The sequence below is a fragment of the Nonomuraea sp. NPDC001699 genome (assembly GCF_053596455.1).
In genome coordinates this window covers 472,128-486,177 of the sequence record NZ_JBSFGF010000007.1, presented here as the reverse complement: position 1 = coordinate 486,177, position 14,050 = coordinate 472,128, and the positions used below count along the sequence as shown (strand labels likewise).

At 74.4% G+C, this 14,050-nt stretch carries 15 protein-coding genes; 13 read left to right on the top strand and 2 right to left on the bottom strand.

Annotation, left to right across the window (positions count from 1 at the left end):
* Positions 1-31 precede the first annotated feature (31 nt).
* From ACWCSU_RS24080 to ACWCSU_RS24035, 10 genes are all read left to right on the top strand, one after another.
* Positions 32-625 carry a biotin transporter BioY gene (locus ACWCSU_RS24080; RefSeq protein ID WP_357699670.1) on the top strand — a complete coding sequence of 198 codons (594 nt, stop codon included), beginning with the start codon at positions 32-34 and terminating at the stop codon, positions 623-625.
* Positions 625-1,977, top strand: coding sequence for an AMP-binding protein (locus tag ACWCSU_RS24075; protein ID WP_449937600.1), 1,353 nt, complete (start codon positions 625-627; stop codon positions 1,975-1,977). The genes ACWCSU_RS24080 and ACWCSU_RS24075 overlap by 1 nt, the downstream gene beginning before the upstream one ends.
* Before the next feature lies 1 nt (position 1,978).
* Positions 1,979-3,115: a thiolase family protein gene (locus tag ACWCSU_RS24070; protein ID WP_449937597.1), complete on the top strand. Its 1,137-nt coding sequence runs from the start codon at positions 1,979-1,981 to the stop codon at positions 3,113-3,115.
* Complete coding sequence (locus ACWCSU_RS24065) at positions 3,112-3,786, top strand: energy-coupling factor ABC transporter ATP-binding protein (RefSeq protein WP_397043414.1); 675 nt, start codon at positions 3,112-3,114, stop codon at positions 3,784-3,786. Before ACWCSU_RS24070 ends, ACWCSU_RS24065 begins: the two co-directional genes overlap by 4 nt.
* Positions 3,783-4,388, top strand: coding sequence for an energy-coupling factor transporter transmembrane component T family protein (locus ACWCSU_RS24060; protein WP_449937595.1), 606 nt, complete (start codon positions 3,783-3,785; stop codon positions 4,386-4,388). Before ACWCSU_RS24065 ends, ACWCSU_RS24060 begins: the two co-directional genes overlap by 4 nt.
* A 309-nt stretch (positions 4,389-4,697) precedes the next feature.
* The gene (locus tag ACWCSU_RS24055; RefSeq protein ID WP_449937594.1) at positions 4,698-6,782 is read left to right on the top strand and encodes an exo-alpha-sialidase; all 2,085 of its coding nucleotides are present in this window, start codon (positions 4,698-4,700) and stop codon (positions 6,780-6,782) included.
* Positions 6,783-6,868: 86 nt separating this feature from the next.
* The gene (locus ACWCSU_RS24050; RefSeq protein WP_449937592.1) at positions 6,869-8,908 is read left to right on the top strand and encodes a prolyl oligopeptidase family serine peptidase; all 2,040 of its coding nucleotides are present in this window, start codon (positions 6,869-6,871) and stop codon (positions 8,906-8,908) included.
* 32 nt (positions 8,909-8,940) lie between these two features.
* The gene (locus tag ACWCSU_RS24045; protein ID WP_357699687.1) at positions 8,941-9,279 is read left to right on the top strand and encodes an ArsR/SmtB family transcription factor; all 339 of its coding nucleotides are present in this window, start codon (positions 8,941-8,943) and stop codon (positions 9,277-9,279) included.
* Positions 9,266-9,883, top strand: coding sequence for an SRPBCC family protein (locus tag ACWCSU_RS24040; RefSeq protein WP_357699689.1), 618 nt, complete (start codon positions 9,266-9,268; stop codon positions 9,881-9,883). The genes ACWCSU_RS24045 and ACWCSU_RS24040 overlap by 14 nt, the downstream gene beginning before the upstream one ends.
* Positions 9,880-10,278, top strand: a complete 399-nt coding sequence (locus ACWCSU_RS24035; protein ID WP_357699691.1) for a VOC family protein — start codon at positions 9,880-9,882, stop codon at positions 10,276-10,278. Before ACWCSU_RS24040 ends, ACWCSU_RS24035 begins: the two co-directional genes overlap by 4 nt.
* 15 nt (positions 10,279-10,293) lie before the next feature.
* On the opposite strand, the gene ACWCSU_RS24030 is transcribed toward ACWCSU_RS24035, so the two are convergent.
* Positions 10,294-11,073: an SDR family oxidoreductase gene (locus ACWCSU_RS24030; RefSeq protein WP_449937589.1), complete on the bottom strand. Its 780-nt coding sequence runs from the start codon at positions 11,071-11,073 to the stop codon at positions 10,294-10,296.
* 94 nt (positions 11,074-11,167) lie between these two features.
* On the opposite strand from ACWCSU_RS24030, the gene ACWCSU_RS24025 reads away from it, so the two are divergent.
* Positions 11,168-11,758: a TetR/AcrR family transcriptional regulator gene (locus tag ACWCSU_RS24025; RefSeq protein WP_449937587.1), complete on the top strand. Its 591-nt coding sequence runs from the start codon at positions 11,168-11,170 to the stop codon at positions 11,756-11,758.
* A gap of 56 nt (positions 11,759-11,814) precedes the next feature.
* Positions 11,815-12,453, top strand: a complete 639-nt coding sequence (locus ACWCSU_RS24020) for an NAD(P)-dependent oxidoreductase (protein WP_449937586.1) — start codon at positions 11,815-11,817, stop codon at positions 12,451-12,453.
* Between the two features lie 7 nt (positions 12,454-12,460).
* On the opposite strand, the gene ACWCSU_RS24015 is transcribed toward ACWCSU_RS24020, so the two are convergent.
* Positions 12,461-13,051, bottom strand: a complete 591-nt coding sequence (locus tag ACWCSU_RS24015) for a TetR/AcrR family transcriptional regulator (protein ID WP_357699698.1) — start codon at positions 13,049-13,051, stop codon at positions 12,461-12,463.
* A gap of 44 nt (positions 13,052-13,095) precedes the next feature.
* On the opposite strand from ACWCSU_RS24015, the gene ACWCSU_RS24010 reads away from it, so the two are divergent.
* Positions 13,096-14,043, top strand: a complete 948-nt coding sequence (locus ACWCSU_RS24010) for a GNAT family N-acetyltransferase (RefSeq protein ID WP_357699700.1) — start codon at positions 13,096-13,098, stop codon at positions 14,041-14,043.
* The last annotated feature ends 7 nt before the right edge of the window (positions 14,044-14,050 follow it).

The window sequence follows — 14,050 nt, the reverse complement described above, 5'->3', positions numbered from 1 at the left end:
GATCGACCCGTTCTGGTGTGGGATCGTCCTCATGACGAACGCAGGAAGACAGCGACGGTTCCCCACCGGCGACCTGGCCAGGATCGCGGTGTTCGCCGCGCTGATCGCGGTGCTGGGCGCGCCGGGCGCGGTCAACGTCTTCGGCAACGGGGTGCCGATCACGCTGCAGACGCTCGGCGTCATGCTGGCCGGGGCCGTGCTCGGGGGCTGGCGGGCGGCGCTGGCGGTGGTCGTGCTGCTGGTCCTGGTCGCGGCCGGGCTGCCGCTGCTGGCGGGCGGGCGCGGCGGGCTGGGCGTGTTCACCGCCGCCTCCGCCGGGTTCCTGATCGGCTGGGTTCCCGGGGCCGCGGTCACCGGGCTGCTGGTGGAGCGGGCGGGCCGGACGCCGGGCCTCCTGCGGCTGCTGGTGGCCTGCGCGGTGGGCGGGATCGGGGTGGTCTACCTGGTCGGGGTGCCGGTGCAGGCGCTGGTGACCGGGCTGCCGCTGACCAAGGTGATGGGCCTGACCGCCCTCTTCCTGCCGGGCGACGCGCTCAAGGCGGTGGTGGCCGCGCTGGTGGCCCGGGGCACGCAACGCGCCTATCCCGACGCCGTTCCCGCCGTGCACCGCGAGCGGGTGCGCTGATGCCCGTCGCCGAGCACGTCCTGCGGCACGCCGCCGAGAGCCCGTCGCGGGTCGCGCTGCGCGGTCCGCGCGGCAGCCTGACCTACGCCGAGCTGGCCGAGCGCGTCCAGGGCGGCGCGCGGCATCTGCGGGGGCGGCTTCAAGGGCGGGGCGCGCTGGTCGCCATCGCCCTGGAGGACCCGGCCGAGCTGCTGGCCGCCGTGCTGGCGGCCGATCTGGCGGGCGTGACGCCGCTGGTGGGCGACCCGGGCTGGAGCCCGGAGCGGTGGGCGCGCGTGGCGGCGGCGGCCGGGGCCGACCTGCGGGTCGGCGAGCCGCTGCCGTGCGTTCCGGGCGCGCCGCTGACGCCCGATCCCCGTCCCGATGACCGGGCGTGGGCGTGCTTCACCTCCGGCAGCACGGGCCGGCCGCGCGCGGTCGTCCGCACCCGCGCCTCCTGGACGCGTTCCTTCCCGCACCTGTGCGAGCTGACCGGGATCGGCCCGGCCGACGTCGTCCTGGTGCCCGGCCCGCTGGTCTCCTCCCTGTACGCCTTCGCCGCGGTGCACACGCTGGCCGTCGGCGCGACCGCCCTGGTGCCGGGCGGGCGGCCGGCGTCGGCGGAGCTGCGGGCGGCGACCGCGATCCACCTGGTGCCGCACCGGCTGCCCGAGGCGCTGGAGCAGGCTCCCGGCCTGCGTACGGCCGTCGTCGGCGGCGCGGCCCTGAGCCCGCGGGCGCGGGACCTGGCCGGGCGGGCGGGGGTGCGCGTGGTGTCCTACTACGGCGCGACCGAGCTGTCGTTCGTGGCCTTCGACGCCGACGGGGGCGGGATGCGTCCCTTTCCGGGCGTCGAGATCGAGGTCAGGGCCGAGCCGGGGCGCGCGCTGGGCGAGGTGTGGGCGCGTTCGCCGTGGCTGGCCGAAGGCTATCTGGGCGGCGCGAAGGGTCCGCTGCGCCGCGACGGCCAGGGCTGGATGACGGTGGGCGACCTGGCCGAGCCGTACCGGGCGGGGCAGGTGCTGCGGGTGCGCGGGCGCGGCGACGGCGCGATCCAGACCGGCGGCGCGACCGTCGTCCCCGAGGACGTCGAGGCGGTGCTGCGGAAGGTGCCGGGCGTGGGGGACATCGTGGTGATCGGCTCGCCGCACCCGTCGCTCGGCTCGGTGGTGACCGCGGTGGTCGAGGGCGCCTGCCCGCCGCCGCGCGCGCTGCTGGAGGCCGTCGCCCGCGGCGGGCTGGACGTGGCGCAGCGGCCCCGCCGCTGGTACGCCGTCCCCGCGCTGCCGCGCACCGGGTCGGGCAAGCCCGCGCGCGGCCTGGTGGCCGACCGGCTGGCCGGCGGCGACCCCGAGATCCGGCGGCTGGTCTGACGTGGGCGGACGACCCGTCGTCGTGGCGGCCCGCCGTACGCCGATCGGCACGGCCGGGCACGCCTTCAAGGACGTGACCGTCGACCGGCTGGCCGCCCCCGTGATCCAGGCCGTGACCGAGTCCGTGACCGGCGAGACCGGCCGGCCGGTGGACGACGTCGTGCTCGGCAACTGCATGGGCCCCGGCGGCAACGTGGCCCGGGTGTCGGCGCTGGCGGCCGGGCTCGGCCACGGCGTGCCCGGCCTGACGGTCGACCGGCAGTGCGGCAGCGGGCTGGCGGCGATCCTGGTGGCCGGGCAGGCGGTGGCCGCGGGCGAGATGGGCCTGGTGATCGCCGGGGGAGCCGAGAGCGCCTCGACCGCGCCGCTGCGTACGCCGCGCGGCGCCGACCGCCCCTACGAGCGGGCGCCCTTCGCCCCCGACGGTCACCCCGACCCCGACATGGGCCCGGCCGCCGACGCCCTGGCGGCCGCGTACGGCATCAGCCGCGACCGCCAGGACGACTACGCCCGCCTCAGCCACGCCAAGGCGCTGGCCGCCCGCGCCGCGGGGGCCTTCGACCAGGAGATCGTGCCGATCGGCGGGCGGGCGGAGGACCAGCGGCCCAGGGTGCTGCGGGCGGCCTCGCTGGCCCGGCTGCCTGCGGCGTTCGTGCCGGGCGGTACAGTGACGGCCGGTAATTCCTCCCCGGTCAGCGACGGCGCGGCCGCCGTGGCGCTGGTTCACGAGCGGGCCGGCCTGCCGGGGTTGCGGCTGGTGGCCGGGTCCGTCGTCGGGTGTGATCCGGCGCTGCCCGGGTGGGGTCCGGTGCCCGCGGTCCGCCGGGTGCTGGCACGTGCGGGGGTGGACATGGGACGGGTGGCGGCGGTGGAGATCGTGGAGGCGTTCGCGGCGCAGGTGCTGGCCGTCACCGACGCGCTCGGCCTCGACCCGCTGGAGGCCGACCGTGAGCGGGTGTGCGCCGGCGGGGGCGCGCTGGCGCTCGGCCATCCGTGGGGCGCGACCGGCGCGGTGGTGGTGACCAGGCTCTTCTCCAGGCTGGTGCGCGCCGGGGCGCCGGCGGGCACGCTGGGGCTGGCGGCCGCGGCGGTGGGCGGCGGGCTGGGCGTGGCCGCGCTGTTCGAGGTGGTCGCGTGATCGAGTTCGCCGACGTGCACGTCCGGCTGGGCGGGCGTGACGTGCTGCGCGGCGTCACCGCGAGCCTGAGCGAGCGCCGGGTGGGCGTGGTGGGCGCGAACGGCTCGGGCAAGAGCACGCTGGCCCGGCTGATCAACGGCCTGGCGGTGCCCACCTCGGGCGAGGTCACCGTGCTCGGCCTGGACACCCGTCGTCAGGCCGCGCGGATCAGGCGGCGGGTGGGGTTCCTGTTCACCGACCCCGACGCGCAGATCGTCATGCCGACCGTAGCCGAGGACGTCGCCTTCTCCCTTCGCCGCAAGGGCCTGCGGCGCGAGGAGGTCGAGCGCCGCGTGCACGACGTGCTGGCCCGGCACGGCCTGGGCGGGCACGCCGACCATCCCGCGCACCAGTTGTCCGGCGGCCAGAAGCAGTTGCTGGCCCTGTGCGCGGTCATGGTGCTCGAACCCGACATCCTGGTCATGGACGAGCCCACGACGCTGCTCGACCTGCGCCATTCGCGGCAGGTGGCCGAGCTGTTGCGGGAGATGCCGCAGCAGGTGGTGGCGGTCACGCATGATCTGCCGCTGCTGGCCGGGTTCGACCGGGTGCTGGTGCTGGACGAGGGCCGGGTGGTCGCCGACGGCTCACCGGCCGAGGCGATCGGCCACTACACCGAGCTGATGGCGTGAACGGGCTCACCGGCGCGTACGTGCCGGGCGGTTCGTGGCTGCACCGGCTGCCGGCCGGGGTCAAGCTGGCGGGGCTGGCGTTGTCGTGCACGGCGCTGGTGCTGCTGCGCCCGCCTGTGGCGCTGGCGGGGGCGGCGGTCGTGGCGGCGGCGCTGTACGCGTCGGCGCGGGTGGGGGGCCGGGCGGCGTGGGCGCAGGTCAGGCCGGTGCGCTGGTTCGCGGTGGTGCTGTTCGTCGTGCAGCTGGTGTTCGCGGACCTGGACGCGGCGGTGTCCTCGACGTTGCGGGTGGTGCTGGCCGTGGCGCTGGCGGGGCTGGTGACGCTGACCACGCGGACGGCCGACATGCTGGCGACGCTGGAGCGCGGCCTGTCGCCGGTCCGGTTGGTGGGGCTGGACCCGTTCCGGCTGTCGTTGCTGCTCTCGCTCACCGTGCGCAGCGTGCCGGTGGTGGCGTCGCTGGCGCAGCGGGTGCGGGAGGCGCAGCGGGCGCGGGGGGTGGAGCGCAGCGTGCGGGCGTTCGCGGTGCCGCTGGTGGTGGGGGCGCTGCGGCACGCGGACGCGCTGGGCGAGGCCCTGTCGGCCCGCGGCCTCGACGACTGAGCCCACACTTCATCACAAAGCGAACATAAGGCAGTTACAACTTATACCTGCACTTTTGGGCAAATATAGCCTTCTTGCGTAAATAAACGACAAAGCGGACGTCGATCGTTCGTTGCGCAAGGAGTCCTTCCCCCGTGCTGCCCACAAGAGCACTGCTCGCCGCCTGCCTGCTGGCCCCCCCTTCCCGCCGTCCTGCCGGGCACGGCGCACGCGGCCGCGTACTGCTCGATCCCCGACACCCCCGCCCTCACCGCCCAGGAGTCGGGGCCGCGTGAGGGCTACCTGGCCGGATCGGGCAGCGACGCCTTCGTGGACTGGATCTACCCCAGCCCGCGCCCGGCGGCCAAGGAGCCGACGGCGGCCCAGCGCCGCGACTACGCCAGCTTCCCCAACCTCACCGCCGTCGACGTCGTCAGGCCCGACGGCACGCCCGGCCAGAAGCTGATCGCCACCTGGTCCACCAACGTGGACGCGGTCATGGCCCAGACCAGCGGCATGGCCGTCTCCGACGACGGCGGCCTGACCTTCGGCCCGCCGCGCGCCACCCCGCTGCGCGAGGCCCCGGTGCAGCTGCACGACGGCCGCCTGTTCGGCACCGCCTACTACCTGACGAAGGTCGACGCCCGCACCAACGAGCTGGACGTCCACACCTCCACCGACCTCGGCCAGACCTGGGACACCGCCAGGGCCACCTTCACCAGCCCCGACGAGCTGGTCGGCGGCGGCGTGGCGCACGGCGTGCCGGTGCAGCTCGCCGACGGGACCGTCCTGGTGACCGTCTATGCCCGTTACACCGCCACCGGCGGCAAGAACCAGGCCGAGCTGTACGCCAGTGCCGACGGCGGCAGGACCTTCGCCCGCCGCGGCGTCATCGCCCGCCCGGCCGGGGAGACGACCTACAACGAGACGGCCGTCGAGCAGACCGCCGACGGCAGCCTGCTGGCCGTCATGCGCAAGGACGGCGGCACCTACTCCACGCTGGCCTGGAGCCGCTCCACCGACGAGGGCCGCACCTGGTCGGCGGTGCGTGACCTGCAGCTTTCCGGGCAGAGCTGCACGGTGCGCGGCGTGGCCCCGCGCCTGCTGCTCATGCCCAACGGCGTGCTGGTGCTCAGCGCGGGCCGTCCGGACAACTGGCTGGCGATCTCCTCCGACGGCCGCGGCGACTCCTGGACGCAGCAGCGCGTGACGTACCACAACCGCGACGGCGTCTACGACACGCACGGCTCGTCCGGTTACACGGCGCTGGCCGCCGTCGGCACGAACCGGCTGGTGCAGGTCTTCGACAACTGCAAGCTGCCCGGCGTCAACGCCGGCGGGACGCTGAACGAGACCGCCTGCCCGGCGAGCGGCACGTTCGAGAACGGCGGCTGGTACGGCGTCAGGCGCCGCCACCTGGACGTCCTGGCGCCCGGCGCGGGCCGGATCGACCTGGCCGCCAGGCAGCGTGCCGGCGAGCTGACCGTCGAGACGAACATGACCTGGGCCGGCGCGAACCGGCCGCGGGTGCGTCCCGACGGCGCCTTCGACGGCAGCACCGCCTATTGGTCGAGCGCCGTCTCCCAGGGGCCCGGCGAGTACGTCGTGCACCTGGACCGCGAGCAGACCTTCAACCGGATCGGCCTCAGCCTGCGCCCGGGGCATCCGGCCTCCGCCCGCGTCTACGTCTCCAAGGACGGCGCCGACTGGGGCCCCGCGGTGGCCACGGTCAGCGGGCGCACCGACTACGCGCTGCGCTACCAGCCGGTCAACGCCACCGGCCGGCACGTCAAGGTCGTCGTGGACGCCACGCAGGGCTGCGATGCCGAGATCGGCCAGAGCTGCGCGATGCTGAACGAGGTCGAGCTGTACTCCACGACCGACACCTTCGACAACGACCCGATCTGGCTGCGTCCGCGCGGCTACCAGAGCCTGTCGGCGGCGTGGGTGTCGCCGTACGAGGTGGGCGCCGACCGCGCGCTGACCCTGTCCGACAAGTCCACCACCCTCATGGCCAAGGCCGCCCGCACCACGACCGCGAGCGCCCGCAAGACCCTGGAGTTCCGCTACCGGCCGGTCAGCGTGACCAACTCCTTCCTGTTCACGGTGACCAGCGGGACGACCTCGGCCTACCACCTGAGCATCAGCAGGGCCGGCGCGGTCAGCCGCTACGACGCCGCCACCAAGAAGTGGACGACGCTGGCCCCCGCCGGGACGGTCGGCGAGGGCTGGACGAGGATCCGCCTGGAGGCCACCACGTCCGCCGCCACCCTGTACGCCGGTGACCGCCAGATCGCCACGCTGCCCCGCACCGCCGCCGTGACCTCGATGGACGGCTACGCCTTCAGCAGCGCGGGCACCGCCCCCACCGGCGACGAGGCGCTGTTCGACGACGTGCGCTTCGAGGATCGCTGACCTCGCGTGGCGGCGCGGGAGCGTGCCCGCGCCGCCACCTTGGCCTGCCTTGCGCCGCCTCGACGGGCCGTGTCTATGATCGCGCCATGCCTCCCCTGACGCTTCCCCGCCAGCACGCCCGGACGGCCCGCTTCACCTACGGCGTCCCGCGGAACTTCACGATCTCCCCGGACGGCGCGCGCGTGATCTTCCTGCGGTCCTCCTCGGGCGAGGACCCGGTGCACCGGCTGTGGTCGTTCAGCGTGGCCACGGGGGAGGAGCGCCTGCTGGCCGACCCGGGCACGCCGACGCCCGGCGCGCGGCCGTCGGAGGCCGAGCGGGCCCGCAGGGAACGCACCCGCGAGCAGGCCTCCGGCATCGTGGCCTACGCCACCGACGCGGCCGTCACCAAGGCCGTCTACGCGGCCGAGGGCGCGCTGCACACCGTCGACCTGCTGACCGGCGAGGTGACGGCGCTCGGCCTGAGCGGCTCCGACCCGCGGCTCGACCCGACCGGCGAGCACGTCGCGTTCGTCTCCGGCGGCGCGCTGCACGTCGGCGAGCGGCCGCTGCTCGTCCCCGACGGCACCGACGTGACGTGGGGGCTGCCCGAGCACGTGGCCGGCGAGTCGATGGGCCGCCACCGCGGCTACTGGTGGGCGCCCGACGGGAGCAGGCTGCTGGCCGCCCGGGTGGACAACGCGGCGGTGCAGAAGTGGTGCCTGGCCGAGCCGGCCGAGCCCGGCAGGCCGCCGCGGACCATGGCCTACCCGCCGGCCGGCACGGCCAACGCCGACGTGTCGTTGTGGCTGGTCACGCTGGAGGGCCGGCGCACCCGGGTGGTGTGGGACCGCGTGGCCTTCGAGTACGTGGCGGCGGTGTCGTGGACCGGTCAGGGCCTGCTGGTGCTGGTGCAGAGCCGTGACCAGCGCACCACCCGCGTCCTGGAGGTCGATCCGGCCACCGGCGCGACCACCCTGGTGCGCGAGGACACCGACGACGCCTGGCTGGAGCTGGTGGGCGGCGTGCCGTCGCGCACGGCCTCGGGCGAGCTGGTCTGGACGGTCGACCGCGACGACACCCGCCGCCTGATGGTGGGCCAGGACGTGGTGACCCCGCCCGGCCTCCAGGTGCTGCAGATCCTGGCCGTCGACGGCGACACCGTGCTCTTCCAGTGCTGCGAGGAGCCGACCGAGCGGCACCTGTGCACCTGGTCCAGGGCCGAGGGCCTGGTCAGGGTGACCGCCGAGCCGGGCGTGCACACCGGCACGCGCGCCGGCGGGGCGACGGTCGTGGTGCGCCGCGCCCTGGAGGAGCACGGCGTGCGGGTGAGCGTGGGCGATCGGGTGATCGCCTCCCACGGCGCGGTGCCGGTGCTGCGGCCGCGGGTGGAGCTGGTGTCGCTGGGCAAGCGCGACCTGCGTACGGCGGTGCTGTTCCCGTCCGGGCACGTGCCGGGGTCGGGGCGGCTGCCGGTGCTGCTGTCGCCGTACGCCGGGCCGATGGCCGCGCGGGTGCTGCGCGGCCTGGACGGCTTCGCGATCGAGCAGTGGTTCGCCGAGCAGGGCTTCGCCGTGCTGGTGACCGACGGGCGGGGCACGCCGGGGCGGGGGCCGGCCTGGGAGCGCGCGGTGCGCTTCGACAAGCTGAGCGCCGCGCTGGAGGACCAGGCCGACGCGCTGCTGGCCGCCGGTGCCCGCCATCCCGACCTGGACCTGGGCCGGGTGGCGATCCGCGGCTGGTCCTACGGCGGTTATCTGTCGGCGGCGGCCGTGCTGCGCCATCCCGACGTCTTCCACGTGGCCGTGGCGGGCGCGCCGGTGACCGATCCCCGCCTGTACGACACCCACTGGCAGGAGCGTTACCTGGGCCACCCCGACGAGCATCCCGAGGCCTACGACCGCTGCTCGCTGCTGCCCGACGCGCCCCGGCTGACCCGTCCGCTGATGCTGGTGCACGGGCTGGCCGACGACAACGTCTTCGCCGCTCACACGCTGCGCCTGTCGGCGGCGCTGCTGGCCGCGGGCCGCCCGCACACCGTTCTGCCGCTGAGCGGCGTGACGCACATGACCCCCCAGGAGGACGTGGCCGAGAGCCTGCTGCTGCTGGAGCTGGAGTTCCTGCGCCACCATCTACCTCAGGTTTGACTTATATAAGGCTGTCTTGAAACACTGAGGTCGTGCACGCGTTCGACGTCCTCGGGGATCCGGTCCGCCGCCGGATCCTGGAGCTGCTGGCCGGCGGCGAGCAGAGTTCCGGCGAGGTCACCTCAGTCATCCAGCGAGAGTTCGGCATCTCGCAGCCGGCGGTCTCCCAGCATCTGAAGGTGCTGCGCGACAACGGGTTCGCCAGCGTGCGGGCCGAGGGCACGCGACGGCTCTACGCCGTGCAGGCCGCGCCGCTGCGCGAGGTCGACCTCTGGCTCGACCGTTTCCGCGGGTTCTGGGACCAGCGCCTCGACGCGCTGGCCACCGAGCTGGCGCGGGGCAGAAGAAAGAAGCACGATGGACAGCCTTGACGAGATATCCCGGATCAGGCGCGAGCTGAAGGACGGCGAGCGCAAGACCGTGTCACTGACCCGCCGCTACGACGCGGAGGTGGAGGACGTCTGGGACGCCTGCACCGACGGCGAGCGCATCGCCCGCTGGTTCATGCCCGTCTCGGGCGACCTGCGGCTGGGGGGCACGTACCAGCTGGAGGGCAACGCGGGCGGGGAGATCCTCGACTGCGAGCCGCCCTCCTACCTCAGGGTGAGCTGGCTGTTCGGGCCCGACCCCGGCTTCTCCGAGGTCGAGGTGCGCCTGTCGCCCGAGGGCGGGGGCACCCTGTTCGAGCTGCGCCACACCGCCGAGGTGCCGCCGGAGATGTGGGGCAGGTACGGGCCCGGGGCGGTGGGCGTGGGCTGGGACCTCGCGCTTCTGGGCCTGGGGCTGCACCTCTCGGGTGCGCCGCTGCCCGACAAGGCCGGTTTCGAGCTGACCGGCGAGGGCCGGAGCTACATCACGGCCAGCAGCAGGGCGTGGGGCGAGGCGTTCGAGCAGGCGGGGGCCTCGCCCGAGTCCGCCGCCACCGCGGTCGCCGCCACCACCGACTTCTACCTGCCGACGGAGGACCAGTCATGAGCCAGAAGACCACGACGTTCCTGATGTTCCAGAACCGCGACGCCGAGGAGGCGATGAACTTCTACGTGTCGCTGTTCGAGGACTCCAAGGTGGTGGCCGTCTCCCACTACGGCCCCGGCGGGCCGGGGCCCGAGGGCACCGTCATGCATGCCACGTTCACCCTGGCCGGCCAGGAGTACATGTGCATCGACAGCAGTGAGCAGCACGCGTTCGGCTTCACCCCCTCGATGTCGATCTGGGTCGCGTGCGACACCGAGGAGGAGATCGACCGGCTGTACGCGGCGCTGCTGGAGGGCGGCCGGCCGCTGATGCCGATCGGCTCGTACGGCTTCAGCACCAAGTTCGGCTGGGTCAACGACCGCTTCGGCGTGTCCTGGCAGCTCAACCTGGCCTGACGGCCGCGACGGAGGTCAGACCAGGCTCTGGCCTCCGTCGACGGTCAGGACGGTCCCGGTCACGAAGTTGTTGGCCATGAGGAACAGCGAGGCCGAGGCCGCCTCCTGGGCGGTGCCGAACCGGCCCAGCGGCGTGCCCGAGCCGGCCGCGGCGACCGCCTCCTCGCCGTCGAGGCCGAAGGTGCCGCGCGAGAGCGGGGTGTCCACGATGCCGTACCTGACGGTGTTGACGCGCAGCCGCATCGGCGCGAGCTCGACGGCCAGCGTCCTGGTGAGCCCTTCGACGGCGCCGAGGATCGCGATGGCGGCGGCCGCGCCGGGGATGGGCCGCTGGAGGTAGAGGCCGGAGCTGAAGGTGATGGAGCCGCCGGGGGGCAGGACGCGGGCCGCGGCGCGGGCCGCGCCGTAGGCGCCCCAGAAGCGTCCGTCCACGGCCTGGCGGAGCTGCTCGACGGGGGTGTCGAGGAACGGGCCGCCGGCCAGGTCGCCCGCGGTGACCAGGACGTGGTCCACGGGGCCGGCCTCGTCCAGCACGCGTCGCAGGTCGTGTTCGTCGCTGCCGTCGGCGGCGATGCCCGTCACCACGGCGGCGGGCGTGCGTACCTGGTCCACGGCGGTTGCCAGGCGGTCGCGGTCGCGGGCCACCAGCGTCACGCGCGCTCCGACGGAGGCCAGCAGCGCGCCGGCCGCCAGCCCGATGCCGGAGCTGCCTCCGACGACCACCACGCCGCGGCCGGCCAGCGCGGCGGGCAGGGGCGGGCTCATGGGGACGGGGGCAAGGGTGTTCACGGTCATCGATCTCTCCTCCAGAAATAAACCATACAGTTGGTTTAGAGAGAACCCTGGCGCGCTTCCGCCCAAATGTCAACTGGATGGTTTAATTGCCGGTATGACCTACGACGCCGAAGCGACCAGGCGGCGGATCCTCGCGGCCGCCACGGCCGAGTACGCCGAGCACGGCCTGGCCGGCTCCAGGATCGACCGCATCGCGACCGCCGCCCAGGCCAACAAGCAGGCCATCTACCTCTACTTCGGCGGCAAGGACAAGCTGTTCGGCACGGTCGTGCGGGCCAAGCTGGAGGAGATCTGCCACGCCGTGAGCCTCGACCCGCGCACGCTGCCCGAGGCCGTCGGCCAGCTGTTCGACTGGTACCAGGAGCATCCGGAGCTGGTCCGGTTGCTGATGTGGGAGGCGCTGGAGGTCGGCGACGCGCCGGTGGAGGGCGAACGTGAGCGCCGGGAGTCCTACGTCGGGCACGTCGAGGGCCTGACGGCGGCCGGCCTGCGCGACCGGGCCACCGCCCAGGACTGGCTGTTCACCGTGCTGGGTCTGGTGGCGTGGAACTTCGCGGCCCCGCAGATGCGCCGGCTCATCCTCGACGAGCCCGATCCCGGCCGGGCGCTGGCCCGCCGCCGCGCGGCGGTCGTGGAGGCGGCGCGCGCCCTGGCGGCGGCCCACGTCCCCGTCCCCGCCGGCTGAGGGTGGGGCGAGTAGGGTGAGTAAGTGTTCACCCACCCTCTCGCGAAGGGCACGACATGAGGCTCGTCATCTTCGGCGCGACCGGCCGCACCGGGCTCGAACTCGTCCGTCAGGCGCTCGACCTGGGCCACGAGGTCACCGCCGTCGTCCGTGATCCCGCCCGGCTGCCGGACGGGCTGCGCGGCCGCGTCGAGACCGTGACCGCCGACCTGGCCGACCCGCAGGCCGTCGCCCCGGCGATCAAGGGCCGGGACGCCGTCCTGATCGCGCTCGGCCCGCGCGGGCGCGGCCCGACCACCGTGCACTCGTCGAGCATGCGCTCGATCACCCAGGCGATGGCGCGGGTCTCGGCCCGGCGGGTGCTGCTGGTGAGCGCCGCGGGCCTGGTCGCCGACGCCGGTGACGGCGCGGTCACCCGGTACGTGCTCAAGCCCCTCATCCTGCAGCCGCTGCTCAAGAACTCCTACACCGACCTGGCCGAGTCCGAGCGCCTGCTGCGCGCCTCGGGGCTGGACTGGACGATCGTGCGCCCGTCGCGCCTGCTCGACGGCGGGCTCACCGGCCGTTACCGCACGGCCCGGGATCTCAACCTGCGCGGGGGCCGCTCCACCACCCGCGCCGACCTGGCCGACTGCATGCTGAAGCTGGCCGCCGACCCGGCCTCGGCGGGGCACGTCGTGTCGGTGGCCACGTAACAGGGCTTCAGGCCGCGATCGAGGCCAGGAAGTCGTCGAGCAGGGCCGTCTGGGTCTCTTCGGGGAAGCGTCCGGGGTCGAACAGCGCCTGGACGACGAGCCCGTGGACGAAGGCCACGGCACTGGCCGCCAGCCGTTCGGGGTCGGCCGCCGGAGGCAGTTCGCCGAGGTCGCGGGCGGCCTCCAGATGGGCGCGCAGCGCCGAGCGCAGCCGGGTGTAGCGGGCGGCCTGGCCGGCGCCGAGGTCGTCGTCGGCCAGGGCCAGGTCCCATGAGCTGACCCAGATGCGGTTGCGGGCGACGTCGGCGGGGGCCAGCGGCAGGATGTCGAGCAGCGCGGCCCGCAGGGCGGCCAGGCCGGCGGCGGGGGCCCGGCGCCGGGGGCGGCCGGCCGTGCGCCGCTCCAGCAGGTCGAGCGCGTGCCCGACCAGGGCCCGCTTGGTGGGGAAGTAGTGCATGAGCAGGCCGGTCGAGACGCCCATGGCGGCGGCGACGGCGCGCAGGGTGAGCCCGCCGAACCCCTTGTCGGCCAGCACCTGCCAGACCGCCTGTGAGACGTCCTCGCGGCGGGCTTCACGGTCTCCGGCTGCGGGTGGCATGCTGCTACCTTACATACCGAACGCTCGTTACGTACCTTTGGACGGTGTCCGTGTTCACACTGCCGCTCGGCGACGACGCCGAGCTCCGCCCGCTGGAGCCCTGGCAGGCCCAGGAGTTCCTGGACCACATCGACCGCGCCCGCCCCTTGGTGGACCCGTGGATCCCGTGGGCCGAGCGCAGCACCGACCTGGCCTCGGCCACGGCCGTCCTGCAGCGCTATGCCGACGACCAGGCCGGCGACGGCGCCCGCATCTACGGGATCTGGCTGGCCGGCACGCTGGTCGGCGGCGTCATGTTCACCCGGTTCGACGCGGTCTCGGGGGTGTGCGAGATCGGCTGCTGGCTGGAGGCGGCCGGGACGGGCCGTGGGCTGGTGACCCGGGCCTGCCGGCTGCTGATCGACTGGGCGTTCGCCGAGCGCGGCATGGCGCGCGTGGAATGGTGGGTCTCGCCGGGCAACACGCGCAGCGTCGAGGTGGCGCGCCGGCTCGGGATGACCCGCGACGGCGTGCTGCGCAAGCGTTTCCCGTACCGGGGCGAGCGGCAGGACAGCGAGGTCTGGTCGCTGCTGGCCGACGACGGGCCGCCCTGCGGCGTCAAGGCCGAGCTCGACGGGCTGATGGCGGCGTTCATGGGCGCCTTCACCAACACCGGCGGACGCCGCCCCGACGTCGGCGTCGTGCGCGACCTGTTCGTCCCGCAGGCGATGATCGTCAACAACACCGGGCCCGAGCCCGTGGTCCACGACCTGGACGGCTTCGTCGAGCCCCGGCAGCGCATCCTCACCGACGGGACGCTGACCGAGTTCCGCGAGTGGGAGGTCGCCGAGCGCACCGAGATCTTCGGGTCGGTGGCGCACCGGTTCAGCGACTACCGCAAGTCCGGTGTACGGGACGGGGTGCCGTTCGAGGGCGGGGGCCGCAAGACCACCCAGTTCGTCCGGACGCCCGCCGGGTGGCGGATGAGCTCGATGGCCTGGGACGACGAGTGAGGCCGGG

What these genes read in the sequence shown, in the direction of transcription:
- ACWCSU_RS24080 (WP_357699670.1), top strand. Translation starts at nt 32, where the DNA reads ATGACGAACGCAGGAAGACAGCGACGGTTCCCCACCGGCGACCTGGCC.
- ACWCSU_RS24075 (WP_449937600.1), top strand. Translation starts at nt 625, where the DNA reads ATGCCCGTCGCCGAGCACGTCCTGCGGCACGCCGCCGAGAGCCCGTCG.
- ACWCSU_RS24050 (WP_449937592.1), top strand. Translation starts at nt 6,869, where the DNA reads ATGCCTCCCCTGACGCTTCCCCGCCAGCACGCCCGGACGGCCCGCTTC.
- ACWCSU_RS24040 (WP_357699689.1), top strand. Translation starts at nt 9,266, where the DNA reads ATGGACAGCCTTGACGAGATATCCCGGATCAGGCGCGAGCTGAAGGAC.
- ACWCSU_RS24035 (WP_357699691.1), top strand. Translation starts at nt 9,880, where the DNA reads ATGAGCCAGAAGACCACGACGTTCCTGATGTTCCAGAACCGCGACGCC.
- ACWCSU_RS24030 (WP_449937589.1), bottom strand. Translation starts at nt 11,073, where the DNA reads ATGACCGTGAACACCCTTGCCCCCGTCCCCATGAGCCCGCCCCTGCCC.
- ACWCSU_RS24025 (WP_449937587.1), top strand. Translation starts at nt 11,168, where the DNA reads ATGACCTACGACGCCGAAGCGACCAGGCGGCGGATCCTCGCGGCCGCC.
- ACWCSU_RS24020 (WP_449937586.1), top strand. Translation starts at nt 11,815, where the DNA reads ATGAGGCTCGTCATCTTCGGCGCGACCGGCCGCACCGGGCTCGAACTC.
- ACWCSU_RS24015 (WP_357699698.1), bottom strand. Translation starts at nt 13,051, where the DNA reads ATGCCACCCGCAGCCGGAGACCGTGAAGCCCGCCGCGAGGACGTCTCA.